This window comes from Hyphomicrobium methylovorum (assembly GCF_013626205.1).
Lineage (GTDB): Bacteria > Pseudomonadota > Alphaproteobacteria > Rhizobiales > Hyphomicrobiaceae > Hyphomicrobium_B > Hyphomicrobium_B methylovorum.
On record NZ_QHJE01000001.1, the window covers coordinates 638336 to 661173 of the forward strand.

Consider the following 22838-nt stretch of genomic DNA (forward strand, 5'->3'; position numbering starts at 1 on the left):
TGATTTGCCTGAATTTTCAGTGTCATTGGCTGAGACGGAGGCGCCTTATGTCGGTTCAGCGGCGGCCCGCAACGGCCCTGTCTTTTGCGATCGTTGCACTTTTCATCGTTCCGCACTGTGCGCTTGCTCAGTCTGCGAAGCGCGACGCTATTGGCGAACTGCTGAAAACCGCGCCTACACCAGCGCCGGTACCTTCGCTGGATCCCACGAAAGAGAAAACCAAAGCGCCGCCATCCGCCGAGGAAAAATCCGTATCCGAACAGGAAGCGGCCGCGGCCGACCCGCGCGACGGCGATTTGCAATATGAACAAGCAAAGGCGCTCATGGTCGCTGTCGATGCGATCTTGAACAATGCCGCGGGCACGCGGGCGGGTGCGCAGAAACTTCCCAGCCGCGACGACTACATCATTCCTCCGTTCTGGAAGGAAACGCGCGAGGACCGCGACGCCAAGGTGCGCGACCTGCTCGACGCGGCTCTGGCGATCGTCACCGATGTGCCCGTCGTCGACGTGCAAAAGAAGCTCGACGTTCTGCGCCGGAACATCCGCGAGATCGAAGACGCAAACGTGAAGCTGAAGGAAAAGCAGCTCGTTGCGCCGAAGGACGCGGGGTTCGGCAACATCCTGACCGATACAGTCGCTGACATCGACAAACGGATTGCCGAAAACGTCAAACGCATCGAAGCGAACCGCGAGCAGATCAAAGCCGAGAAGGAAGAGATCGCCAAAGCGCTGCGCGCGTCGGGCATCGAGCTTCAGGACAATCAGATCGACTTGCTTCTCGACAGCGTTCTGTCGGGCGATCTCGTGCGGCTCGTTGCTGTCTTCAACGCTGCGAAGATGATCGACGGGCAGCTCGCCAAGCTCATCAGCACGTCCGGTGATAACATGACGGCGGCCCGGCGGTATTTTGCGATGCACGCCGCGCTGTTCGCGATGCTGGTGCAGGCCCAGGACGCGACGATCACGAAAATCGACACGCATTATCTGCCGCGACTTGAAGCGATCATTGCGGATATCGCCGCAGCGCGCGGACGCACGGCCGAGCTTTTGAAGGCCGAGAACAGGCCAGATCAGCAGCGCGCGCTCGAATCAAATCGAGAGAGTCAGAAGCTCGCCGATTCCGCAGCGAAGGCATACCGGCGCTATCTTCAGCAGCAGCGCGAGCAGATCGCCAAGGCGCGGCTGAAAGCGACGCACGATCTCAAGATCGCGGACAACACCTACGAGACGGTGGAGGCTAGCGTGCAACTCCGCAATCTGATGCGCGATAGCTCGACGTCATTCGAGGCCATCCAACGACTCGAATCACCCAGCTTCGAGCAGATCTTCAAGAACGATGAGTTGCGTAGGGAATTCGAGAACTTGACCCGTAAGCTCGACGTTCCTGCGAGCTAACAGCGGATATCAACAGGGCGTGAAAGCTTCAGTTGGCTTTCGCCACCGCCTATGGTCTGCTTGAGAACTAAGGGCAGAAGCCCTCTTGGCGGGCTGCAGTACGATGAAATTTCACGGACGGATTACGGAAAGTTCTGCGGCGACTAAAACGTTCTCTACGTTGCGGATCGAACGCCGCGTTCTGACGACGCCAACCCGCACGATCGCCATAGCCAACATCTCCACGGTGAGCGTTGGCACGCATGTCGTTTCCAAGCCGACCGTTCTTTACTGGTGTCTGGCAGCACTTTTTCTTTTGGTGACCTTCGGCTCGATGCGGCCCGACTTTTCGCTCGGCGCGCTTGCGCCAAGTGGGGCAACCGTCGTGCTCGCCATCATGACGCTTGTGTTCGCGGCACTCGCGCTCCGGCCAGACGACAAGACGCACTATCTCATCATTTCTTCCAACGATGGCGTGCTTTCGCGATTCTCCGCGCACGATCGCTCGATCCTGGAGGAAGCCCGCAATATTCTGACGGACAAAATCAATCACGCCGACGACACAATGGCGTTCGTTATCAATTTCGAAAAAGGCCAGATCGACTCGCTGTCAGGCGGAAGCCCCGGCCCGGCGCAACCTCTCAACGGGACCGCGCAGCCGGCGCTCAGCAATGGAAGCGGTGCTATCGAGCGCCACACACCACAGTCCGGTACTCCGAGACTGCGCCAGAGTCTGCCATCCGAACCTGTGCGGACCGCGCCGCCGCGACAGGCGCGCAACGGTGCTCCGCAAATGCCTGCAGCGAATGGGGCAGCGCCGAGCAACACGAGCGATACGTTCGTGGATTACAGTGGCGTTCTTTCGGCGATCGTCGAGATGCACCGTTTCTATGCACGGCAACAGGGAACGCAGCATCTCGAACAGCGGCTTTCAGAACTAGAGCTGCTTATGCGCGCGGGAACGCCGACGGGAGCGCAGAAAGCCCGCTTGCGCGAACTGTCCAACGATCTCTCGCAGATCCTGCAAGCCTATCCGCAGGCGGTCGAGCTATTCGACCACATTGGTGAACTCGGCGGCGCCTCACGGTAGGCGATCGCGGATCTTTTCTAGCGGCGGTACTGGAGAAAATCGGTCAGCGTCGCGAGGCGATCGTAGAGCGCGCGTGCAGCCGCGTTTTTTTCCTGCGTGGCCCAATATGTGCGGGTAGCGCCCCGGCGATCCGCTTCCTGATAGGTTGCTTCGATCAGAGCGCGGCCAACGCCGCCGCCCCGCACGTCTGGCGCAACGAAGAGATCTTCGAGATAGCAATACCAAGTGGGCGACCACGTCGAGCGGTGGAACACAAGCGTCGCGATGCCGACCGGACGGCCGGTTTCGTCGAGTGCAATCAGCGCCATCATATTGTCGCTGCCAGCCAGCAGTCGCTGCCACGTCGACATGAGAACGTCTTCGCCAACGGTGGCTTCGTAGAACGTGACGTAGTCACGGAATAGCTGGAGCCAGGCTGCCTCATCGTCGGCAACGACGGGTCGAACGCGAATTGTCATGTGTCACTCTGGGGGTTCGTAAGGTGTTTCGCCTGTTTCATTTGCGCGAGTATTTGTGCTCGCGAAACGCTAAAGTTGCAGAACATCCTCTGGCCGCGTGTGCGTCTCTTTAGCCGGGTTTCTCCACGAGCACGCCCGAATGCCGACAAAGGTTGTATTACAGCCGCAATGGAACGCGACTATTGGGTAACATTCTGTAACCGTATCGCTCCGCATGAGGGGCGCTGTTGGTTGAACATTCATATTTGCCTTCTTACAAGTTCATCATCTCTCGGAAAGCGGATGATCATGCGACAGGTTTCGGTGTTCGGCTTTGCTTTGGCGGCCCTGATGACTGCGGTGACGATTTCGCCGCTCGCTGCGGAATTTGAGCCTGGCGGCCCCGTGAAGGTCGATCAATGCGCTAGCGATCCGAAGCTGCTTGGCGTTTCGAGAATTGTCGAAATCGATACCAAGGGCGGCGCGCAAATCGGCAGCGGCCGCGCTGACGCAACCAATTTTCTCAAAGACGGCGAAGTGGTGCTGACGTTCGACGACGGCCCGATCAAGGCGCCGACGTCTGCGATCCTCAAGGCGCTCGCGGATCAGTGCACCAAGGCCACGTTTTTCATGGTCGGGCAAATGGCGCTTTCGAACCCCGCCATGGTTCGGGAAGTCGCTGCCGCGGGACATACGATCGGAACTCACACCTGGTCGCACAAAAACATGCGGGCGGTGAATTTCGACAAGGCTCAGCAGGAGATCGAAAGCGCGATTTCTATGGTTTCGAAGGCGAAAGGCTCGCCTGTCACGCCGCTGTTTCGCTTTCCGTATCTGAGTTCCAACCGCAAAGTTGAAAGCTATCTCGATAGCCGGAACATCGCTGCCGTCTGGATCGACGTGGATTCAAAAGACTATCTCACACGCAGCCCTCGCGTGGTTGAGCAGCGGATCATGGCGCAGCTCATCAAGCGGAAGAAGGGCATCATCCTGATGCACGACATCCATGCTTGGACGGCCAAGATGCTGCCGGACCTGCTGAAGGATTTGCACGAGCACGGGTTCAAGGTGGTCCACATCGTACCGAAGGGTCCGGTGGAGACACTGGAAGCGTTCGATGTCGACGCCGAGAAAGTGTTCGAAGCAAAAACGGCCGCCAAGAACGCGAACCCTATGGCTCCGCGATCTGTTGTGTGGTCGATGACGCCCGCTCCCGGCGCAAAGCAAAAGCCCGCTGCTAAAAAGACGGCAACCAAACCGGCTCAGATCGAAAATGCCGGCGCGGCGAATGGGGCTCCGGCAACGCCTGCCAAAGCCAAAAAACCTGCCAAGCAGGAAGAAGGCTTTCCCTGGCAGATGAACTTCTTCAACTGAAGCTGAAAGCGGCGCACGGAACCCGCCTCATAAAGTCCTCCTCGCCAGCATTGCAACTGGCGAGGCCGTTATTGTTGCGCCTATTGCGACCGAAAATCCTTCGCGCTCGCAGCGCTCTGTCTCCCCTTTCCCGCCAGCACGACGCCAGTCTAATGTCTGCTGAGATCATAATGGGAGCCGGGGGGCGTCAAGAATGTTTGGGCGTAAGACGGAGCACGCCGCTGGCGGGCCCGTAATCGTAACCGTACACGGCACAAACGATGCGGCTGCGTCTGACGAAGGTGACAGCTGGTGGCAGAAGGGTTCGACCTTTACGCAGCGCCTCATCGGAGAACTTGAGCGGCGTGGCATTGCCGATGCCGAGATCATGCCGCTTCGATGGTCTGGCGCGAATTCCGACTACGACCGGCTTCGCGGCTCATCGGACCTCGTTCGTCTTCTTGGTGACCTGGGCAAGATGCGGCGGCCGCATGCCGTGATCGCGCACAGTCACGGCGGCAACATCACCCAGGAAGCACTTGCCCGCGCTTCGCGCGCTGGCAGCCGTGGCGGGATCGTTTCTTTCGGAACGCCCTTTTTCACCCGCCGCCTGAAGGCGGTTCCGCTTGCGATCGCTTTGTTCCAAATCCTGATGGGGGCCGTGATTGCACCGATCATGGTCTGGTATCTCGTCTCCATTCTCGATGCGGGCACGACCAAGCTGATCGAAACGATTGTCGTCTTCGGCGGGCTTCTTCTTCTCGCGCTGTGGAGTCTCTTTGCTGGTTTACGCAAGGTGTTTCATCGCTCGTTCGCGATGCGCCGATTTAAAACCGCGCTTTCGCCCGACGATTGGCTGGTGATCTACAGCCCGCGCGATGAAGCGATGCGCCTCTTGGAGCAGGCTGCGATACTGACGCCGTATTACGTGAAGACGGAAGCTGCGGTGCGGTCGCTGACGGCCTTTGCCTCGCTGGCCGGGGTGGTTGCGACGGCGGGACTGTTCATCGCCTTCGGCGGATACTTTCTCAACCCAATCGTCACGAAAATTTCCGCCGGAGAGTTCGGATTGGGCATGGCGGCGGATTTCACTTTCCTCCTGCTCATTCCCATCGTGTACGGCGCGATCTTCCTGGGAATCGCCGGTCTTGCGCGAGCGGGCGGCGGCTGGCTCTACGCAAAATTTCTGAGCTCTGCCATTCACGGCGGCGTTCTGGGCGCAGCATTCGGCGGCGATGGACCGTTCAGGCTTACCGGGATCCGACGTATGCCCCCTTATCTGTCGGGGGCCAAAGAACAGCGCATTGAAGCACTCAGCTTCGGCGGCATCGATGATGCGGCGGTGTTCGTTGCTGCGCAGAAGCTCTACGATACGATCGTTATGGCTGAGGGCCCGGAAGGCGGCATCGCTGATCCCGATACTATGTGGAAGCGCCTGAGTGATGCGCTCTATCACAACGCATACATGCGCGACGACGACGTGATTTCGTCGGTCGCGGACCATCTCGTGCAGACTTGGGCCAGAAAGAATTACCCGGCGGACCAAACGCCGGTAACGGCTTAGAGCGACGCGCAGTGCTCTAGCGACCGCGGACTTTGTGAGTCTCTGGGTTCTCTGGCGGGCGGGCTCTCATCGCGCGGCGACATCGGTTGTATCGGCTGCACCGATATGTGGGGCTGCCCGACGCCATGCCCAGCGGGCGTCACACGCTAGCTAAAGAGTAGGCAGCGGCGATCTTCGCCTCTGCGCTATTCTTTAAGCTATTTATTTTGTTGATTTTTTAAAAGAGTGGTGCGGTTGAGAGGACTCGAACCTCCACGCCGTTTCCAGCGCCACCACCTCAAGGTGGTGCGTCTACCAATTCCGCCACAACCGCATTTTCGAGGCGTTACCTCAACGATCGAAAACCCGAACCGCGCCGTGCGCCGCCCGATGTTTCCGCGAAGACGTGCAGGTAACAGAGGCATCCGAGGAAGGCAAGCGGCAGATTGGCCCCAAGCCTCTCGTCCGCCTCGGAAAACCGAGGACTTTGCGTCGCGGACGCGGTTCTTCCTTCGGCGCGTGCCTGGTCCGAACTGCACTTTTCGCCAGCCCTACACTGAAAGCATGTTCGACCGAACCGACAAATCGATGTGCATTCGCGCTTCAGCGTCCGGCTCGGTTCTTTATAGTTCTCAGTGAATTTCGATTCCGAATGGCGGCGCGCTTCGCCATTTCAACTCGGGATGATGAGCATGACCTACGGAGCAGCTGCGATCGCGGACATCTCACCGGTCGAATGGTCCATCGGCGAAGCGCCGGTCGACTATCCCTTCGCACTCAATTTTATGAAGGAGCGCGCGGGACAGATCCGCGATGGGACCGCGCGCGAACTCGTCTGGCTGCTGGAGCACCCGCCGCTGATCACGGGTGGAACCGGCGCGAAGGACGTCGACCTTCTCGATCCAGCGCGATTCCCTGTGTTTCGATCCGGCCGCGGCGGCAAGTTCACCTATCATGGCCCGGGTCAGCGCGTCGTTTACGTGATGCTGGATCTCAAATCGCGCGGATTCGATGTTCGCGGATTCGTAAATGCACTTGAGACCTGGGTCGTCGCGACGCTCGCCACGTTTAACGTGAAGGGGGAAACGCGGCGCGACAGGGTCGGGGTTTGGGTCCGCCGACCGGCGGTGTCCGGTTCAACGGAGGATAAAATCGCGGCGATCGGATTGCGTGTCAGCCGCTCCGTTTCCAGTCATGGCATCAGCATCAACGTCGACCCAGAGATGTCTCACTATGAAGCGATCGTTCCTTGCGGGATCCAGGGACACGGCGTGACGAGTCTTGCGGATCTCGGATTGCCGGTGACGCAGTATGATGTCGACGTAGCGCTGCGGGCTACGTTTCGGCATGTGTTCGGGCCTGTCGTATCGGTGGAACCGATAGGTGGCCCGCCACCCGAACCGCGTTCAGAGCGCAACTAGCAAGGCATTGAGAAAGAAATGAAAAAGGCGCCGTGTCGGTGGACACGAGCGCCTCAAAAAACTTTACCGCGATCTTATTCATCTACTTCTGATCGCCAGTGCCAGAACCGCTGCCGGGTCGAGGCGCGACTCTGTTGTCGGGCTGATCGTAGTAGAGAAATCCCTCTTCGACCGAGACGCTTTCCGAACCTTCGAGTTCGTACTCGTCTTTTGAACTGTCGTTGAGGCGGATGATGCAGCCCTTCCGACAGACCCCGTCGATGACCTTGCCAGGTGGCAGAACTTCGTCTTTGCGAGACGAGCCCTCGGTGATTGTGAGTTTGATCTCTTTGTCACCGCGGTTGGAAATCGTGGCCGCTGCAGCGACCGAGGTCGTAAGAAGAGTTGCGATCGTGCAAACCGTAAAAACTCGAAGCTTCGTACGGCCGCTCCCGAGATCGCGGCAGAACGTCAATTTACTTCTTCTTCTTCGCTGCCTTTTTGGCAGGAGCCTTTTTCGTGGCTTTCTTCGCAGCTTTTGCAGCTTTAGCCATTTTAGATCGTCCTTCCGTTTGAACGTTGACAGACGACGAAACGTCCGTCGACCCAACTCGAGTCGGGTCGTCGCCGACATTGATAAGTTTCAAACCGATGCACAAACGAAATTTGATGTTTGGTACTATCGAAAATTTCGATAGATGAGTTTCTATCGAACGCGTCGAGGCATCGCCCAATGGACGTCAATCTCGCACGAACATTTCTGATTGTTGCGGAGACCGGCAGCTTCGTTGATGCCGCCAAGAAACTGAACATCACGCAATCAACGGTCTCGGCGCGAATCAAAGGCCTGGAAGAACTGCTCGGAAGACCGCTGTTTACGCGCTCAAAGACGGGTGCGGACCTGACCGGAGCGGGTGAACTATTTCAAAAGCATGCACTGGCCATGGTGCGTGTCTGGCAGCAGGCGCAGTTGCAGGTTTCGCTCGCTGATCAGCATCCGGAGCACATTTCGGTCGGCGCACCGCTCAGTCTCTGGAGCGGATTTTTGATGAAGTGGATCGCGGGTCTTCGGATTCAAATTCCGGGAATTGCTGTCTCCGCTACCGCCGGAGCTTCGGCCGCGCTCAGCCAGAGGCTTATCGAGGGCACCCTCGATATCGCCGTCATGTACCGGCCTTCGCCACCTCCCGGTTTGACGATCGAGCACCTTTTCGATGAGGAATTCGTGCTGGTTTCGTCGAGTAAAGTCGGCGCGCGGCGCGCGGCGACGGACTATTTGCTGGTCGATTGGGGCAGCGATTTCGTGCAGGACCACGCTACGGCGTTTCCGGAACACGCCAATCCGGCGATCAGTCTCGATCTTGGACCGATGGGGCTGGACTACCTGCTCACGAACGAATGTTCGGGATACTTCCCGGCCCGCATGGTGCGCAAATTGATCAGTCGCGGCGTCTTGCGAGAGCCGAAACGGTCCCGCAAATTCATTTATCCGGTCTATATGGTCTACCCGGAAACGCGGAACGAGGAGGCCTACGAGCCCATCCTGCGCGGTCTCCGACGGGCCGCGACGAAGCTCGCCTGACGTCGATCCATCGAACAATCAGCGATGCGAGAAAACGAAAAGGCCGCCCAAATGGGACGGCCTTTTTGCATAATGAATGTCGAGGCTGGTCTATCCCATCTCGATCACTTGCCTTCGAATTCCATGATTATGGCGTCGACGGCCAAGCTGTCTCCGGCCTTGGCGGCAATCTTCTTCACCTTTCCATCGCGCTCCGCTTTCAAGATGTTTTCCATCTTCATCGCTTCGACGACGGCCAGCGCGTCCCCGGCCTTCACTTCCTGGCCTTCGGTGACGTTGATCGCTTTCACAAGACCCGGCATCGGGCACAGCAGATATTTGGACATATCGGCGGCGACTTTCACCGGCATCAACGCCGCCAGCTCGGCCTCGCGCGTCGTGTAGACGTACGTGGGCGCCTGAATGCCACGGAATGAAAGGAGCGTTCCGTTGGCGATCGGGCGCACCTGCACGGCAACCTCTGCGCCGCCAACCGTGCCACTCCAGACCGGTTCGCCCGGCCACCAATCAGAGGTGATCTCAAGAGTTTTGGTTGGCTCGCCCGCTGGATCCAGGATCGAGACGTAATAAGGACCTGGAATTTCGCCCATCGCTTCGAGGAGCACTGTTTTCGATCCGATCTTCACCACACGGCGCTTGGCGAATTCGACGGAGCGGCCCGACATCTGATGCGTGATGCCCCGGCGGCGCGCATTGCCGAGATGGTCGATGGCGCCTGCGACAGCGGCCAGCGTGATGAGATCCTTGCCCTCAGGTTCGCGCGGAACGAAGCCGTCAGGAAATTCTTCCTTGATGAAGCCCGTCGAGAGGTTGCCGTCGCGCCAGCGCGGGTGCTGCATCATCGTCGCCAGGAACGGGACGTTGTGCTGGATGCCGTCGATATAGAAAGAGTCGAGCGCGACGCCTTGCGCTTCGATGGCGGCGGTGCGCGTCGGAGCGTGCGTCACGAGCTTGGCAATCATCGGATCGTAGAACATCGAGATCTCGCCGCCCTCGAAGACGCCGGTATCGTTGCGGACCGTGACGCCGTCCTTCGTACCTTCGGCAGGCGGGCGGTATTTCACGAGGCGGCCGATGGACGGCAGGAAGCTGCGGAACGGATCCTCGGCGTAAACGCGGCTTTCGACGGCCCAGCCCTTAAGCTTGATGTCGGACTGTTTGAACGCAAGCTTTTCGCCAGCAGCCGACCGGATCATCTGCTCGACGAGGTCAATGCCGGTGATGAGCTCGGTCACCGGATGTTCGACCTGGAGACGAGTATTCATTTCCAGGAAGTAGAACGAGCGATCCTGCCCAGCGACGAATTCAACGGTGCCGGCGCTATCGTAACCAACGGCTTTGGAGAGCGCGACGGCCTGCTCACCCATCAGCTTTCTGGTCTTCTCGTCGAGAAGCGGCGATGGGGCTTCTTCGAGCACCTTCTGATTGCGGCGCTGAATGGAACATTCGCGCTCGCCGAGGTGAATCACGTTGCCGTGCTTATCGCCCAAAACCTGAATTTCGATGTGGCGCGGATTTTCGATGAACTTTTCGACGAAGCAGCGGTCGTCGCCGAACGATGATTTTGCTTCAGAGCGTGCAAGCTGGAAGCCCTCTTCGGCTTCTTTCGCATTATAGGCAATGCGCATGCCCTTGCCGCCGCCGCCGGCCGAAGCCTTGATCATGACGGGGTAGCCGATCTCGTTGGAGATCTGAACAGCGTGCTTGGCGTCTTTGATCTCACCCATGTAACCGGGGACTGTCGACACCTTGGCTGCGGCCGCGGCCTTCTTACTTTCGATCTTATCGCCCATCGCGGCGATGGCCTTGGCGTTCGGGCCAATGAACACGATGCCGTTTTTCTGCAGCTCGGTCGGGAAGGACTCGCGCTCGGAGAGAAAGCCATAACCGGGATGGACCGCATCAGCGCCCGTCGCCTTGCAGGCGGCGATGATCTTATCCATCAACAGATAGGATTCAGCGGCGGCCGGAGGTCCGATGTGGACGGCTTCGTCGGCCATCTCGACATGGAGAGCATCGCGATCGGCGTCGGAATAGACGGCAACCGTCTTGATGCCCATCCTGCGTGCCGTCTTAATAACGCGGCACGCGATTTCACCGCGGTTTGCGATCAAAATCTTCTTGAACATCGGCCGACCCCGATCCTTCCCGAAATCTTTTTGTTGGAGATGCTTATGGGACTACTGAGCGCCGTTCTAGTGGCTGCATCAGGTCCAGTAAACATGCCGGGGCCGCGGCAGACCCGCCGCGACTGCGATTCGCTGCCGCACGACGCCTTTGAGCCGGATCAGGCCGCGCGGGCGAGCCTCTCCACCGCTTCCGTGAGCGCGGGGTGGATTCTGGGGCATTCCTGCTTCAGGTAGGCAATTAGTGCCATTTCGCTGGGGCTGAGATGACCATCCCGCCCCAGACGTGCGACGAGCCAGCTCGCCTCGGCGTGCGTGATCTCTTCGTTGGTAATAATTTCGATTCTCTGGTGCTCCAGACGCGCCAAAGCCCGCTCTTCGGCGGTCTGATCGCGGTAAGCTTCCCGTACCGACGCCAAGTTGGACTGGGCCATCTTCAGAAGTGTGCTGAGAACGGAAATAGACTGCTCACCGATGCTGGCACCGGCTTCGTGGCGCAGAGCCTCTTCGCGGGACGGCACGGAATAGCCCGACGCTGCCATCATCACGTTGGCAACTGCCTTAACGAAGAGATCCGTCCATGCCGCGTTCGCCGGGCCATTGCGGACGGCCTCGTCGATGTCGAATAGGACGTCGGCTTCTTCGCGGGTGACAGCCACGTTTCCGTCGCCGCCGAACGCATAGAGAATGCGCCGCAGAAGATCGACTTCGCCTTCGGTGATCTGGCCGGGAGGCAAAGTCTTGCCTTTACGCAGCGGACCGTCGGCATGGATCACGGCGGCTTTAACCTGCTCCAGCCCAAACTTCGTAAGGCTGACTGGCGACCAGCGCGCTTTGTCGAGAATATTGATGATGAGCGCCATCTCAGATTTGCTCGTGACGCGGCCATCGCGCGAGACACGGTCAATCAGCCAATTGGCGTTGGTGAGGGTCAGGTAGCCCTGTGGCGCTTCCTGGAAAACCATGTAGTCGGTGATCGCTTCAACAAAGAAGTCCGACCACTCGGGCGTATGCGGCGTGCACCTATCATTCAACTGAAAGAGAAGCTCAGCCTCTCCTGCCGTGACGATGCCGTCCTCATAGAACACATGCCGCAAAGCGCGCATGTCGCTAGCATCAATACGTCCACGCTTTAGAATTTCAGCAACTGGAACAGACTGCAGCTCACTCATCGCAAACCCACGACCCAAAACCCCGACCCGAGGCTAAGAGTAAGTGGGAGTACTTAATCGGCCCTTAAAAATTGACCGATTGTCGGACTGCCGGAGCAGAACGTGCCGAGGTGCATCTGATGGGCATCGAGGGCCGCAGTTTTGGCTGCGGCCCTCGTTGGGTCTGTCGCGCTCCCGCAAGCGCAACAGAAAGCAGATTTCCGCACCTTTCTGTCCCGTTCGGCATGAACGGCAGATGAAAGCAGATGCGGCGAATAGGTGGTTGTTCGCATGTCATTCACGCGGGTCTCCGGGTGCCAAACAAAGCACCCGTCCGGCGGGGGAATCCGGACGGGTGCTTTATCTCAGCGACTGCCCATGGAATGCCAAGCAATGCCAAGTCTGCACGGGCGGCCTGGCGGCCGCAGGAAGAGACTGTCTGAAACATCGGATCCCGCGATCCTTATTTCGACTGTCAGTTAGGAAACGGCGCACGCGCCGGGTTCCGTCGCAGATTTTTGGCGAAATGTTTTTCCGTTGCGCGTTAGCCCGGCGACCAAGCCGACAGATGCGCAAGCAGGCGCGCACGCGATTCCGGCAGCGTTTGATTGCGCGGCAGCAGGACGCGATGTTCGAGAAAATGCCCCGTCAACGCGAAGCCCAATCCGATATCTGAATTCGATACGTGACCACCGCGGTCGCGCGTCAGAAATTGCGGAAGCGCGAGCAGCTTGTCGCGATAGGGCTCACCCGCGGAGGCGGAGACTGCCCTGCCCGTCCTCGGCGACACATAGATCAATCGGTCGTTGCTGCCGGTTGCCGCGCACTGACTGAGGTCAAGCCCAAAGCCAAGCTCATCGAGCAACGCCAATTCCCAGCGCACAAGCAGCGGCGGCCATACGGTCGCGTCGTTGAGAAAGCCGAGAACGAAAAGCGTGATCTCGTAGAGGTTCGGATGGGGATCGCGTTCGGGCAGCAGATGCGTCAGGGCCGTCATGGTCGAAAGCGCTGCGAGAGCACTTGCGTCGTCGAGCGTTTCGGCTGCGAAGGCGCGGCGCATCTCAATCGAGACGTGGCCAAGCTGATCGCTCAGGCGGGCCTTCCAGGTTGCGTCAACGTGATTTCCTGGTTGAAGCAACGGCCGCAGCCGCCGCGAGCGCCCGCCGTGTACGAGGCCGAGATGACGGCCGTGAGCTCGCGTCCACAGCTCCACGACCGCCGCGGTTTCACCGTGCGATTTTACCGATAGGACTATGGCTTCGTCGGTCCACTGCATGATCGCGCCAAGCGGCTGGGCGCCTCACGACTTGGGGAAAGGCAGGCCCATTTCGCGATACCGTTCTGGATCGCTTTCCCAATTCTCGCGCACTTTGACGAACAGAAACAAGTGGATCCGGTGACCGGCCATTTCTTCGATCGCCTTGCGCGCGGAACTCGAAATCTTCTTGATGGTTGCGCCGCCCTTGCCGAGGACGATCTTTTTCTGTCCGTCGCGCTCAACGTAGATCGTCTGCTCTACGCGGGCTGAGCCATCCTTCAGCGTCTTCCAGCTCAGTGTTTCCACCGTCGTCGTGTACGGAAGCTCCTGGTGCAGGAAGCGATAGATGCTTTCGCGCGTCATCTCGGCGGCCTGCGTGCGCATCGGCACGTCGGTCACGTCGTCTTCGGCGTAGTGCCAAGGGCCCTCGGGTACGATCTCGAGAAGATGCTTCTTGAGATCGGTAACGCCTTTGCCTTCGAGCGCCGAGATCATGAAGACCTTGTCGAACGCCAACGCGCCGTCCAGCTTCTCGGCGAGTTTCAAAAGTTTGGTTTTGTCTTCCACGCGGTCGACCTTGTTCAGGACCGCGATGCGCTTGCTCTTGGCGGACTTCAACCGTTCGACGATCTTCATCGTGTCGTCGTCGGGATCGGTCGCCGCGTCGATGACCAGCAGAATGACATCCGCGTCTTCGATGCCACCCCAAGCGGCATCGATCATAGCGCGGTCGAGGCGGCGTTTCGGATTGAAGATGCCGGCCGTATCGGTGAAGACGATCTGGCTGCTGCCCTCCGTCAGGATGCCGCGAATGGGCGCGCGCGTGGTCTGCACCTTGTGGGAGACGATCGCGATCTTCGTGCCCACAAGCGCGTTGACGAGCGTCGACTTGCCCGCGTTTGTCGGGCCAAGCACCGTCACGAACCCGCAGCGACGGCCCTCTTCGGGCACGTTTGCAGGCTGTTCTGTTTCAGTTGTCGACAAGCGGGCCTCCTACTCCTTCACGCGTCAACAGGACCGTTGCGGCGGCCTGTTCGGCGATACGTTTCGAAGCGCCTTCGCCTCGTGCCGGTTCCCGGCCTGCGATCACCACCTCGGCAGTGAAGCGCGGCGCATGGTCAGGACCCTTGCGCGAGATAACCGTGTATTTCGGCAGTGCCAATCCCTGGCCCTGCGCCCATTCCTGCAGCGCCGATTTGGCGTCCACGGCGACTTCGGGAACAAGCTCGGATTGTTCCCGCCATAGATTATGGACGACGGCGCGAGCTTTGTCGAAGCCTCCGTCGATGAAGACAGCCCCAAGCAGGGCTTCGGCCGCGTCTGCCAGGATGGTCGTCTTATCGCGACCGCCGCTGTCGGCTTCACTGTCCGACAATATAAGGTGGGAGCCGAGGCTAATCGCACGGGCAACCTTCGCGCAGGCCTCTCCCCGCACGAGCCGGTTATAGCGGCGCGCGAGTTCGCCCTCATTTGCATCCGGATACTGTTCGTTCAGGATTTCAGCGATGGCGAGACCCAGCACGCGGTCGCCGATAAACTCCAATCGTTCGTTATCGAAACGCGCGATCTTGCCTCCGCGAACGCTCGCATGAGTTAGCGCGCGCTCCAGAAGATCCTGATTTTTGAACCGGTGACCGAGCTTGGTTTCCAGTTCCTTGAATTTGCGAGGTCTCAACATCGCCACGCGCCGTTGCGGTCATCGAACGAGTTGGAAGAACCTATTCCAGCGTATGTCGAATGGCCACGTCCATGGCGTCCACAAACGCAGGGCATCGGGATCGTCGACGCGCGCGGAGAAGAAGATGATTTCAGCGCGACCGATGAAGTTCTCGAGCGGTACGAAGCCGACGGCGCTGCGAACGCGACTGTCCGTCGAGTTATCGCGATTGTCGCCCATCATGAAGTAGTTACCCTCGGGGACCTTGTAGATCCCGGTGTTGTCGAGCGGGCCGTTAGGATCGCTGTCGAGCACCTTGTACTTCACGCCGTTCGGCAGCGTTTCCTCGAAAACCGGAATGGTGCGTTCCCGTCCCTCTTCGCGCGTCGTGAATTCGCCGGCGGGGGTTTTGGGCACGGCCTGCCCGTTGATGAAGAGCTGGCCGTCCTTCATCTGAATTTCGTCGCCCGGCAAGCCGATCACGCGCTTGATGTAGTCAGTCGAGTTGTCTCGCGGCAGCTTGAAGACGGCGACGTCGCCGCGCTTGGGCTCGGCCGAGAAGATGCGGCCGGAGAACAGGTTCGGGCTGAAGGGGAAGGAGTATTTGCTGTAGCCATACGAGAGCTTGGAGACGAACAGGTAATCGCCGATCAGCAGCGTTTCCTTCATCGAGCCCGATGGAATGTTGAAGGGCTGATAGAAGAAGACCCTTACGAACATCGCAATGGCGAGTGCTTCGACGACGATGATGAGGGTTTCAGACCAGCTCGATCTCGACGTCTTGGTACCAAGGCTCATGCAGGGGCTCCTATGCGGCCGCCGAGCGGCATTGGCCGGGGCACTCGCTTTGTGTCAGCGGACCGCTATAGCGACTTTGCATAATGGCTGCAACGAGGGGTGGCAACATGACGAAAAGGTAAGCAGATACAGGACGTCGCGTTCAATTTCGCCGTGTTTTCAAAGTTGCAGTAGCGCGTCCTATTTGCCAGGCGCTGCAGGGTGTGCGGCAACGAGTGAAATAATAACGACTGCCTCGGCCAGCGGGTACTCATCGGTCAGAGTGACGTCGATGCGTGCCTGAAACCCCTCGGGCGTCATCGACGCAAGGCGCCGGGCAGCGCCGCCAGCAAGCGCCAGTGTTGGCCGACCGTCGGGCGAGTTGACGACGCCAATGTCGCGAAAATGGACACCGTAGCGAAATCCGGTCCCCAGCGCCTTCGTTGCCGCTTCCTTCGCCGCGAACCGCTTTGCGAACGTGCGCGCCGGGTGGGCACGCGAGAAGGCCTTGCGCTGCTCCTCGGGAGTAAACACGCGGTTTAGAAAGCGCGTACCAAAGCGATCGATCGATTTCTCGATGCGGCGAATGTCGCAGAGGTCGTTCCCGATGCCGACGATCATACGCGTGCTTTTGCTGTGCGGCGCGTGGCGTACAGGTTGCGCGCGTCGTCCATGAGAAGGCGCATCCGGCGAACTGCCGCTGGCAAACCGCCGAAGATCGCCTCGCCGATCAGAAAGTGCCCGATATTGAGTTCGATGATTTCGGAGAGCTCTGCGATTGGCCGGACTGTGTTGTAGGTCAAGCCGTGCCCGGCGTGGACTTCCAGGCCCACGCTCGCAGCGACCCTGGCGGCCTCCGCATGGCGTGCAACTTCATGAGCCACTCCGGCTGCGTCATGCGCAAGGGCGAGATTGCAGTAGCGACCGGTATGCAGCTCGACAATATCGGCGCCCGCTTCGGCTGCAGCTTCGATCGTTCTGGGATCGGGCTCGATGAAGAGCGAAACGCGAATACCCGCATCCTGCAAACGCGCGATAAACGGCGTCAAAGTTTTGGCGCTGCCGATAACATCGAGACCGCCCTCCGTGGTGCGTTCTTCGCGCCGTTCCGGCACGAGGCAGCACGCATTCGGAACGTGACGAATGGCGATTTCCAGCATCTCGTCGGTCGCCGCCATCTCAAGGTTGAGCGGGCGGGTGAGTTCGTTCTTGAGGCGGGTGATGTCGGTATCGGAGATATGACGACGATCCTCACGCAAATGCGCGGTGATGCCGTCGGCGCCGCCCTCGATCGCCAGATGCGCGGCGCGCAACGGATCGGGATGCAAGCCGCCACGCGCATTACGAAGCGTCGCGACGTGGTCGATGTTTACGCCGAGGCGAAGCGGACCCCGCGTTTCGGCGGTTTCAATAGGCATACGGGTAGCAGCCACGATACTTACCAATCGAATGAAAATGAAAAGCAGGTGCTGACGTCAACTCAGCTGCTCAGAACTCTACGGCGCTTCTGAAAAACGCGCACGGCCTGACGCGTAGGATAGTAACTAAACAGTGCCGCGACCAGACCGACGAGAAGTCCGCCGACGACCATCGGCTCAACAAATGGCGACAGGGTGACGACGGCTGTGTCGAGCGTTTCGGGCGAAGGCTCGAGCAGCGTTTTGCTCAAGGCATTGGCCGTCTCAACGAAATGTTCCGTCGCATAGGCTGGGTCGTGTCCGAGCACCCAGACGCCCGCGACGTACGATGCGCCCCAGATCGCAGGCCAACTCAATGGATTGCCGATAAATGTGCCGAGCATGGCTGCGGGGATGCTGACGCGGAGCAGGAATGCGAGCGCACCCGCCATCGCCATCTGGAACCCGATGAAGGGGGTGCAGGCCGCAAACACGCCTGCGGCGCAGCCCAGCGCAACTTCATGTGGCGTTGCTCTGATGCGGAGAAGACGGCGCCAGTAATAGGAGAGGCGCTTACGAAGCGGCGCAAGCAGGGACGTCCATCGCCCGACGGACTCCCACGCTACCGACAACCGATTTCGCAAACCGTGACGTACCATTTCACGCCTGTATCAAATTCAACCCGCGCCCGGTTTCCACGCGGTTATAACCTACTCGAAGAGCCGTTCCACCTTCGCGACTGCGGGTTTAGCCCGCAGGCCTGCTACTATGTGGTTCAAATGCACCAAATCGAAAACCTCGAGGTCAATGTGCATCACGGTGAAATCGGCTGCCCGCTTGGCCATCTTAATGTTGTCGATGTTGCCGCCCGTCTCGCCAATAACCCTAGCGATATCGGCCAGCGACCCCGGCGCGTTTAGAGCGGTAACACTGATTCGGGCCGGAAATCGCTGCGGATGTTCAGGATCGATGTCCCAAGTCACATCTATCCAGTGCTCTTGCTCGTATTCCTTTAGCCGCGGCGAATGGATCTGGAACACCCGAATCCCCTCACCCATCGCCATCACGCCGACGATCCGGTCTCCCGGCACAGCGCCGCCCGGCTCAAAGCGGATTGGCAGGTCCTGGCTCGGTCCGCTGATTGAAACAGCCGTGGCGCCGTCGATTTCGGACGAGCGAAATTTAAGGCTGGTTACCTTGTCGATATTGACCCAGCCGTCCTGCGCTTGAGCGCGGCCGAACTTGCGGGCCGGTTTGTACGAAGGTTCGTTTTGCTCGGCTGGCGCGTTAGGGATGACCACGCCGAGGAGATCCGACAACGCGATTTCATCCCGGCCGATGGCTGCGAACATCTCGTCTGCGGACTTGAAACCAGACTTCAAAGCCGCAGCCTTGATCTTTTCCTCCGAGTAGTCGACCTCGGCACCCGCCAGAGACGAGCCGAGCAACTGGCGACCGAGTGCGATGAAGCGCCGGCGCTCCGCCTCTCGCGCTGCGCGCCGGATAGCGGCACGAGCCCTTCCCGTGACGGCAAACGCTTCCCACGCGGCCGGGCGGACGTGATTTTTCGAAGTCTCGATCACCACTTCGTCGCCGTTACGCAAGTGCGTGTCGATCGGCATATGGCGGCCGTTGATGTAGGCGGCGATTGCTTCGTTGCCGATGTCGGTGTGTACCGCGTAGGCGAAGTCGAGCGGCGTTGCGCCGCGAGGAAGGGCGATGAGGCGACCCTTCGGCGTGAAGCAGAAGACCTGATCGTGAAAAAGTTCGAGCTTCGTATGCTCGAGGAACTCTTCGGGGTTCGCCGCTTCGAGCAGCGTCGAGATCATCGCACGCAGACGCCCGTAAGGACTATCATCGCCGCTCTCGGCGTCGTGGCCGTTCCGGGCGTGCGCCTGCTCGTTTTTATAAATCGCATGCGCCGCGATGCCGTATTCTGCGGTGTGGTGCATTTCGTGCGTGCGAATTTGCAGTTCGACGCGCTGGTGGCGCGGACCATAAACGGTCGTGTGGATCGACTGGTAATTGTTGCGCTTCGGCGCAGAAACGTAATCCTTGAAGCGGCCCGGCACGGTGCTCCACGTCGTGTGGACGATGCCGAGCACGCGGTAACAGTCTTCGATGGAATCGACGAGCACTCGAAAGCCGTAGATGTCCGACAGCTGTTCGAGACTGATCTGCTTGTGCTCCATCTTGCTCCAGATGGCGTAGGGCTTCTTTTCGCGCCCCATCGTATCTGCCTTGATACCGGCATCCGCGCATTTGCGAGCGATCGCCTGCCGAATTTCTTCGACCAGGCCGCGATTGCGGTTGCGCATATCGCTCAGTCGCTCGGTTACGGCCTGATAGGCATCGGGGTGCAGCCAGCGGAATGCGTGGTCTTCAAGCTCTTCGCGCAGCGCCTGCATGCCCATCATGCCGGCGAGCGGGGCGTAGATATCGAGCGTTTCTTCGGAGTTGCGGCGACGGCTCTCCGGCTTCATGTGCTCGAGCGTGCGCATGTTGTGGAGGCGGTCGGCGAGCTTGACGAGCAGAACTCGGATGTCGGTCGAAATCGCGATCAGGAGCTTGCGGAAATTCTCCGCCTGCTCGGCTTTCTTCGAGACGAGGTCGAGGCGCTTGATCTTGGTTAGACCGTCGACGAGGCTGCCGATCTCCGGGCCGAACATCTGATCGATTTCGGTGCGGGTGGCGTCAGTGTCCTCAATGACGTCGTGCAACAGCGCCGTAGCGATGGTGGCGTCATCCAGCTTCAAGTCGGTCAGGATCGCCGCGACTTCGAGAGGATGAGAAAAATAGGGGGCGCCCGACGCGCGGCGTTGGTTGCCGTGCGCCTTCATGGCGTAAACGTAGGCGCGATTAAGAAGCGCCTCGTCTGCCTTCGGATCGTATTTGAGAACCCGTTCGACGAGCTCGTATTGCCGCATCATGGTGCCGCCGCACTCCTTCCGAGCGCAAGCTAGCCGAAGACCGTAAACTTATTAAAGGATTTCACGGTGTGACAGCGACGCGCGCACCCGTGACGCGGCTTAACGCGAGCGGTCACGCGGATCGCGGTCACGTTCGCGCGGGCCGGGGCCCGATCCGATGTTGGCTGATGGCTCAAGCGGCGTCATGCTTTCCAAGCCGCGGAGCAGCTGCTCCTCGGTCATCACATCGACCTGCGTGTCGTTGGAAAGATCATCGCGGCCGAGCATCGGTGCGCGCCGATCAGGCGGAAGAAGCGGAGCGGCGACGGCTTCAGGCTCATCCACTTCGGTGTTCTTCTGGATCGACGAAATCAAAGTCTCGCGCATATCGTCCGGCGCGATCGTGCGCTCTGCAATTTCGCGGAGAGCGATAACGGGATTCTTGTCGTCATCGGCGGCGATGGTCATCGCGCTGCCATTGGTGATGGAGCGAGCGCGGTGCGCTGCGAGCAGCACCAACTCGAAACGGTTGGGAATCTTATCGACGCAATCTTCGACGGTAACGCGAGCCATGAAGGCTGACCTTCCCTTGGTTAAATCTCGGCGGCTTATCGGAGTTGTAGCGCAACCTGACGCTGAAGCGCGACTATGCCCGGGAAGTCTCCCGTGACGTTCACCTCATTACTGACACGCTAGCGCTCAAAAATCAAGGCACCGGTGACGTTCGGTGTGCAAACGCAGCAAATTTTGCTGCACCGAACTAGACTTTTTGTCGCACACAAACGAAAGGCCGTGAGATCAGATTTTCTTGATCTACTGCGTAGAAGTACCCTTTTAACTTTTGAAGGTGTGCGGCTTAATTGACCATACAATACTGTACATCATTCAATGAATTAAATAGCGCAGGATATTTCGATGCACTTTTATCCGACGGAGCGGGTCGCCCTCTTTATTGACGGCGCAAACTTATATGCCACCGCAAAATCGCTCGGGTTCGACATCGACTACAAGCGTTTGCTTGGGATGTTCCGTCAAAAGAGCAACCTCATCCGCGCGCTTTACTACACCGCGCTTGCTGAAGAGCAGGAGTACTCGTCCATCCGTCCGTTGATCGACTGGCTCGATTACAACGGCTTCTCGATGGTCACGAAGCCGACCAAGGAGTTCACGGATTCCACCGGTCGCCGGAAGATCAAAGGCAATATGGATATCGAACTGGCGGTGGACGCGATGCGCCTTGCCGACCACCTCGATCATCTGGTCATCTTCTCGGGCGATGGGGATTTTCGAAGCCTCGTAGCGGCCCTGCAGCAAAAGGGTAAGCGCGTCAGCGTGATCTCGACGCTGCAGACGCAACCGCCTATGATCGCCGACGAACTGAGGCGGCAGGCCGATCAGTTCATCGATCTGGCTGACCTTGAAGATCAGGTTGGCCGGACGCAGGGCAGAGCGCCCGCTCGCGAGGCTCGCGGCTATCAGGGTCGTGGACCGGCTCCGAGCGGTCGGGAACCGGACTATCTTGGCGACGATGATCTCGCCGAAGAAGAAATCTGATCTACAAAAGAGGCACGCTCGGTCCATGCCGGTCGGTCTGGCAGAGAACGAGAGCTTTCCCCCTGAAGCGCCGGTGAAATGCCCGCGGTGCCCGCGGCTTGTTGCCTATCGCATGGAAAACGAAACCGATGAGCCGTCGTGGTTCAACGGGGCTGTTCCGTCGTTCGGCAGCGAGACTGCGCGCTTGGTCATCGTCGGACTTGCACCCGGGCGTAATGGCGCCAACCGGACTGGCCGCCCGTTCACAGGCGACTATGCGGGCGTTCTTCTCTACGAGACGCTGCTGGATTTTCACTTCGCGCGGGGCAACTACGACGCGCGGCCCGACGACGGCGTTGAGCTTCTGGACTGTCTCATCACGAATTCGGTGCGTTGCGTGCCGCCGCAGAACAAGCCGGAGCCCAAAGAGATCGCGACTTGCCGCCCGTTTTTTCAATCGCGGCTCGCGCATCTGCCTCGGATGACGATCCTTCTCGCGCTTGGCCGCATCGCGCATGAGCAAACGCTGACGACGCTCGGAAAGCGCAAAGCGCTCTTTCCGTTTGCGCACGGCTCACGCCACCAGCTCGAACCGAATCTCGCGATGTTCGATAGCTTTCACTGCTCGCGATACAATACGAACACCGGAAGGCTGACGCGCGAAATGTTCCGCTCTGTCTTTGCAGCTATCCGAGGCGAGCTGGATTCAGGGCCTGCAAAAGTTCGCGCGCGTGGGAAGCGGGCGGACGAACGGGGTAGATGACGCGGTAGATGATCCCGTCTCGAACGACCAATGTCAGCCGCTCTAGATAAGTCTTTCCTCCCGTTTCGAACCGCGGGAGTTTCAGCGCGTCAGCGAAAGCAAGCCGTTCGTCGCTCAACAGAAGATACGGGATTCCGGCACGCTGGGCGAAGGCGCGTTGCTCGTCGCGCGACTGGCCGCTCAATCCAAAGATCTCGTATCCGGCAACTTCGAACTCGGCGTAGCAATCGCGAAAGCCTTCCGTTTCCGGCGTCGATCCGTGGGCATCCGGAATGTTGTCCCAATCGGGCGGGTTCGGAAGTCCCGGCGTGCCCGTCATCGGATAGACGAAGACAATCGCGCGTTCCTGAAAACGCGCAAGATTGACGTCAGCGCCACGCGTTGCAGGCAGCGGAACGTCAGGAACACGTGTTCCAGCAAGCAAGTGCTGAACGCCGGTGTTGTTTGCGGGCGAGCTTTTCGGTGTGCCTGATTGAGCTGCCATGT

At 59.3% G+C, this 22838-nt stretch carries 22 protein-coding genes and 1 tRNA gene; 8 read left to right on the plus strand and 15 right to left on the minus strand.

The features are described from left to right. The first annotated feature begins 47 nt into the window (after positions 1 to 47). Together DLM45_RS03310 and DLM45_RS03315 are read left to right on the plus strand one after the other, a co-directional pair. Positions 48 to 1397, plus strand: a complete 1350-nt coding sequence (locus DLM45_RS03310) for an RAD23 family protein (RefSeq protein WP_181335566.1) — start codon at positions 48 to 50, stop codon at positions 1395 to 1397. Positions 1398 to 1500: 103 nt separating this feature from the next. Then, positions 1501 to 2466 (plus strand): DUF6232 family protein, encoded by a 966-nt coding sequence (locus tag DLM45_RS03315; protein ID WP_181335568.1) that lies wholly within the window; start codon positions 1501 to 1503, stop codon positions 2464 to 2466. Between the two features lie 17 nt (positions 2467 to 2483). Here DLM45_RS03315 and DLM45_RS03320 read toward each other — a convergent pair whose 3' ends face one another. Next, positions 2484 to 2924, minus strand: coding sequence for a GNAT family N-acetyltransferase (locus DLM45_RS03320; protein WP_181335570.1), 441 nt, complete (start codon positions 2922 to 2924; stop codon positions 2484 to 2486). 288 nt (positions 2925 to 3212) lie between these two features. Here DLM45_RS03320 and DLM45_RS03325 point away from each other — a divergent pair, with 288 nt between their 5' ends. Both DLM45_RS03325 and DLM45_RS03330 read left to right on the plus strand, forming a co-directional pair. Continuing rightward, positions 3213 to 4277, plus strand: coding sequence for a polysaccharide deacetylase family protein (locus tag DLM45_RS03325; RefSeq protein ID WP_181335571.1), 1065 nt, complete (start codon positions 3213 to 3215; stop codon positions 4275 to 4277). 193 nt (positions 4278 to 4470) lie between these two features. Then, positions 4471 to 5820 (plus strand): lipase family protein, encoded by a 1350-nt coding sequence (locus DLM45_RS03330; protein WP_181335572.1) that lies wholly within the window; start codon positions 4471 to 4473, stop codon positions 5818 to 5820. A 226-nt stretch (positions 5821 to 6046) separates the two neighbouring features. Here DLM45_RS03330 and DLM45_RS03335 read toward each other — a convergent pair. Continuing rightward, positions 6047 to 6133 (minus strand) — tRNA-Leu (locus tag DLM45_RS03335). A 358-nt stretch (positions 6134 to 6491) separates the two neighbouring features. Between DLM45_RS03335 and lipB the strand changes: the two genes are divergently transcribed. Then, the gene (gene lipB, locus DLM45_RS03340) at positions 6492 to 7220 is read left to right on the plus strand and encodes a lipoyl(octanoyl) transferase LipB (RefSeq protein WP_246317130.1); all 729 of its coding nucleotides are present in this window, start codon (positions 6492 to 6494) and stop codon (positions 7218 to 7220) included. Positions 7221 to 7302: 82 nt separating this feature from the next. On the opposite strand, the gene DLM45_RS03345 is transcribed toward lipB, so the two are convergent. Beyond that, on the minus strand, positions 7303 to 7674 hold the full coding sequence (locus DLM45_RS03345) for a hypothetical protein (RefSeq protein WP_181335574.1): 372 nt from the start codon (positions 7672 to 7674) through the stop codon (positions 7303 to 7305). Positions 7675 to 7932: 258 nt separating this feature from the next. On the opposite strand from DLM45_RS03345, the gene DLM45_RS03350 reads away from it, so the two are divergent. Next, positions 7933 to 8781 (plus strand): LysR family transcriptional regulator, encoded by an 849-nt coding sequence (locus tag DLM45_RS03350; RefSeq protein ID WP_181335575.1) that lies wholly within the window; start codon positions 7933 to 7935, stop codon positions 8779 to 8781. A 104-nt stretch (positions 8782 to 8885) separates the two neighbouring features. On the opposite strand, the gene DLM45_RS03355 is transcribed toward DLM45_RS03350, so the two are convergent. The 11 genes from DLM45_RS03355 to rpoZ form a co-directional block, all read right to left on the minus strand. After that, the gene (locus tag DLM45_RS03355) at positions 8886 to 10910 is read right to left on the minus strand and encodes an acetyl-CoA carboxylase biotin carboxylase subunit (RefSeq protein ID WP_181335576.1); all 2025 of its coding nucleotides are present in this window, start codon (positions 10908 to 10910) and stop codon (positions 8886 to 8888) included. A gap of 158 nt (positions 10911 to 11068) precedes the next feature. Continuing rightward, entirely contained in the window at positions 11069 to 12079 is a 1011-nt protein-coding gene (locus DLM45_RS03360) for a hypothetical protein (protein ID WP_181335577.1), read from the minus strand. A 523-nt stretch (positions 12080 to 12602) separates the two neighbouring features. After that, the gene (gene recO / locus DLM45_RS03365; RefSeq protein WP_181335578.1) at positions 12603 to 13334 is read right to left on the minus strand and encodes a DNA repair protein RecO; all 732 of its coding nucleotides are present in this window, start codon (positions 13332 to 13334) and stop codon (positions 12603 to 12605) included. A gap of 24 nt (positions 13335 to 13358) precedes the next feature. Next, entirely contained in the window at positions 13359 to 14300 is a 942-nt protein-coding gene (gene era / locus DLM45_RS03370) for a GTPase Era (RefSeq protein ID WP_181335579.1), read from the minus strand. After that, on the minus strand, positions 14287 to 14994 hold the full coding sequence (rnc, locus tag DLM45_RS03375) for a ribonuclease III (protein WP_181335580.1): 708 nt from the start codon (positions 14992 to 14994) through the stop codon (positions 14287 to 14289). Before rnc ends, era begins: the two co-directional genes overlap by 14 nt. Before the next feature lie 18 nt (positions 14995 to 15012). Continuing rightward, positions 15013 to 15771, minus strand: a complete 759-nt coding sequence (gene lepB / locus DLM45_RS03380; RefSeq protein WP_181335581.1) for a signal peptidase I — start codon at positions 15769 to 15771, stop codon at positions 15013 to 15015. 180 nt (positions 15772 to 15951) lie between these two features. After that, on the minus strand, positions 15952 to 16371 hold the full coding sequence (gene acpS / locus DLM45_RS03385) for a holo-ACP synthase (RefSeq protein WP_181335582.1): 420 nt from the start codon (positions 16369 to 16371) through the stop codon (positions 15952 to 15954). Beyond that, positions 16368 to 17168: a pyridoxine 5'-phosphate synthase gene (locus tag DLM45_RS03390; RefSeq protein WP_181335583.1), complete on the minus strand. Its 801-nt coding sequence runs from the start codon at positions 17166 to 17168 to the stop codon at positions 16368 to 16370. Before DLM45_RS03390 ends, acpS begins: the two co-directional genes overlap by 4 nt. 62 nt (positions 17169 to 17230) lie before the next feature. After that, positions 17231 to 17779 carry a DUF2062 domain-containing protein gene (locus tag DLM45_RS03395; RefSeq protein ID WP_246317131.1) on the minus strand — a complete coding sequence of 183 codons (549 nt, stop codon included), beginning with the start codon at positions 17777 to 17779 and terminating at the stop codon, positions 17231 to 17233. 78 nt (positions 17780 to 17857) lie between these two features. Continuing rightward, the gene (locus DLM45_RS03400; protein ID WP_181335585.1) at positions 17858 to 20077 is read right to left on the minus strand and encodes a RelA/SpoT family protein; all 2220 of its coding nucleotides are present in this window, start codon (positions 20075 to 20077) and stop codon (positions 17858 to 17860) included. A 99-nt stretch (positions 20078 to 20176) separates the two neighbouring features. Next, positions 20177 to 20629 carry a DNA-directed RNA polymerase subunit omega gene (gene rpoZ / locus DLM45_RS03405; RefSeq protein ID WP_181335586.1) on the minus strand — a complete coding sequence of 151 codons (453 nt, stop codon included), beginning with the start codon at positions 20627 to 20629 and terminating at the stop codon, positions 20177 to 20179. Between the two features lie 342 nt (positions 20630 to 20971). On the opposite strand from rpoZ, the gene DLM45_RS03410 reads away from it, so the two are divergent. Continuing rightward, positions 20972 to 21610: a LabA-like NYN domain-containing protein gene (locus DLM45_RS03410; RefSeq protein ID WP_181335587.1), complete on the plus strand. Its 639-nt coding sequence runs from the start codon at positions 20972 to 20974 to the stop codon at positions 21608 to 21610. 25 nt (positions 21611 to 21635) lie between these two features. After that, positions 21636 to 22352 (plus strand): uracil-DNA glycosylase, encoded by a 717-nt coding sequence (locus DLM45_RS03415; RefSeq protein WP_181335588.1) that lies wholly within the window; start codon positions 21636 to 21638, stop codon positions 22350 to 22352. Here DLM45_RS03415 and DLM45_RS03420 read toward each other — a convergent pair. Then, positions 22276 to 22836: a peroxiredoxin gene (locus tag DLM45_RS03420; RefSeq protein WP_181335589.1), complete on the minus strand. Its 561-nt coding sequence runs from the start codon at positions 22834 to 22836 to the stop codon at positions 22276 to 22278. The genes DLM45_RS03415 and DLM45_RS03420 overlap by 77 nt on opposite strands. Between the last annotated feature and the right edge of the window lie 2 nt (positions 22837 to 22838).

Bases quoted from the DNA above. Each gene is read 5' to 3' on its own strand.
- DLM45_RS03310 (WP_181335566.1), top strand. From the start codon at position 48: ATGTCGGTTCAGCGGCGGCCCGCAACGGCCCTGTCTTTTGCGATCGTT.
- DLM45_RS03315 (WP_181335568.1), top strand. From the start codon at position 1,501: ATGAAATTTCACGGACGGATTACGGAAAGTTCTGCGGCGACTAAAACG.
- DLM45_RS03320 (WP_181335570.1), bottom strand. From the start codon at position 2,924: ATGACAATTCGCGTTCGACCCGTCGTTGCCGACGATGAGGCAGCCTGG.
- DLM45_RS03325 (WP_181335571.1), top strand. From the start codon at position 3,213: ATGCGACAGGTTTCGGTGTTCGGCTTTGCTTTGGCGGCCCTGATGACT.
- DLM45_RS03330 (WP_181335572.1), top strand. From the start codon at position 4,471: ATGTTTGGGCGTAAGACGGAGCACGCCGCTGGCGGGCCCGTAATCGTA.
- lipB (WP_246317130.1), top strand. From the start codon at position 6,492: ATGACCTACGGAGCAGCTGCGATCGCGGACATCTCACCGGTCGAATGG.
- DLM45_RS03350 (WP_181335575.1), top strand. From the start codon at position 7,933: ATGGACGTCAATCTCGCACGAACATTTCTGATTGTTGCGGAGACCGGC.
- DLM45_RS03355 (WP_181335576.1), bottom strand. From the start codon at position 10,910: ATGTTCAAGAAGATTTTGATCGCAAACCGCGGTGAAATCGCGTGCCGC.
- DLM45_RS03360 (WP_181335577.1), bottom strand. From the start codon at position 12,079: ATGAGTGAGCTGCAGTCTGTTCCAGTTGCTGAAATTCTAAAGCGTGGA.
- recO (WP_181335578.1), bottom strand. From the start codon at position 13,334: ATGCAGTGGACCGACGAAGCCATAGTCCTATCGGTAAAATCGCACGGT.
- rnc (WP_181335580.1), bottom strand. From the start codon at position 14,994: ATGTTGAGACCTCGCAAATTCAAGGAACTGGAAACCAAGCTCGGTCAC.
- lepB (WP_181335581.1), bottom strand. From the start codon at position 15,771: ATGAGCCTTGGTACCAAGACGTCGAGATCGAGCTGGTCTGAAACCCTC.
- acpS (WP_181335582.1), bottom strand. From the start codon at position 16,371: ATGATCGTCGGCATCGGGAACGACCTCTGCGACATTCGCCGCATCGAG.
- DLM45_RS03390 (WP_181335583.1), bottom strand. From the start codon at position 17,168: ATGCCTATTGAAACCGCCGAAACGCGGGGTCCGCTTCGCCTCGGCGTA.
- DLM45_RS03400 (WP_181335585.1), bottom strand. From the start codon at position 20,077: ATGATGCGGCAATACGAGCTCGTCGAACGGGTTCTCAAATACGATCCG.
- rpoZ (WP_181335586.1), bottom strand. From the start codon at position 20,629: ATGGCTCGCGTTACCGTCGAAGATTGCGTCGATAAGATTCCCAACCGT.
- DLM45_RS03410 (WP_181335587.1), top strand. From the start codon at position 20,972: ATGCACTTTTATCCGACGGAGCGGGTCGCCCTCTTTATTGACGGCGCA.
- DLM45_RS03415 (WP_181335588.1), top strand. From the start codon at position 21,636: ATGCCGGTCGGTCTGGCAGAGAACGAGAGCTTTCCCCCTGAAGCGCCG.
- DLM45_RS03420 (WP_181335589.1), bottom strand. From the start codon at position 22,836: ATGGCAGCTCAATCAGGCACACCGAAAAGCTCGCCCGCAAACAACACC.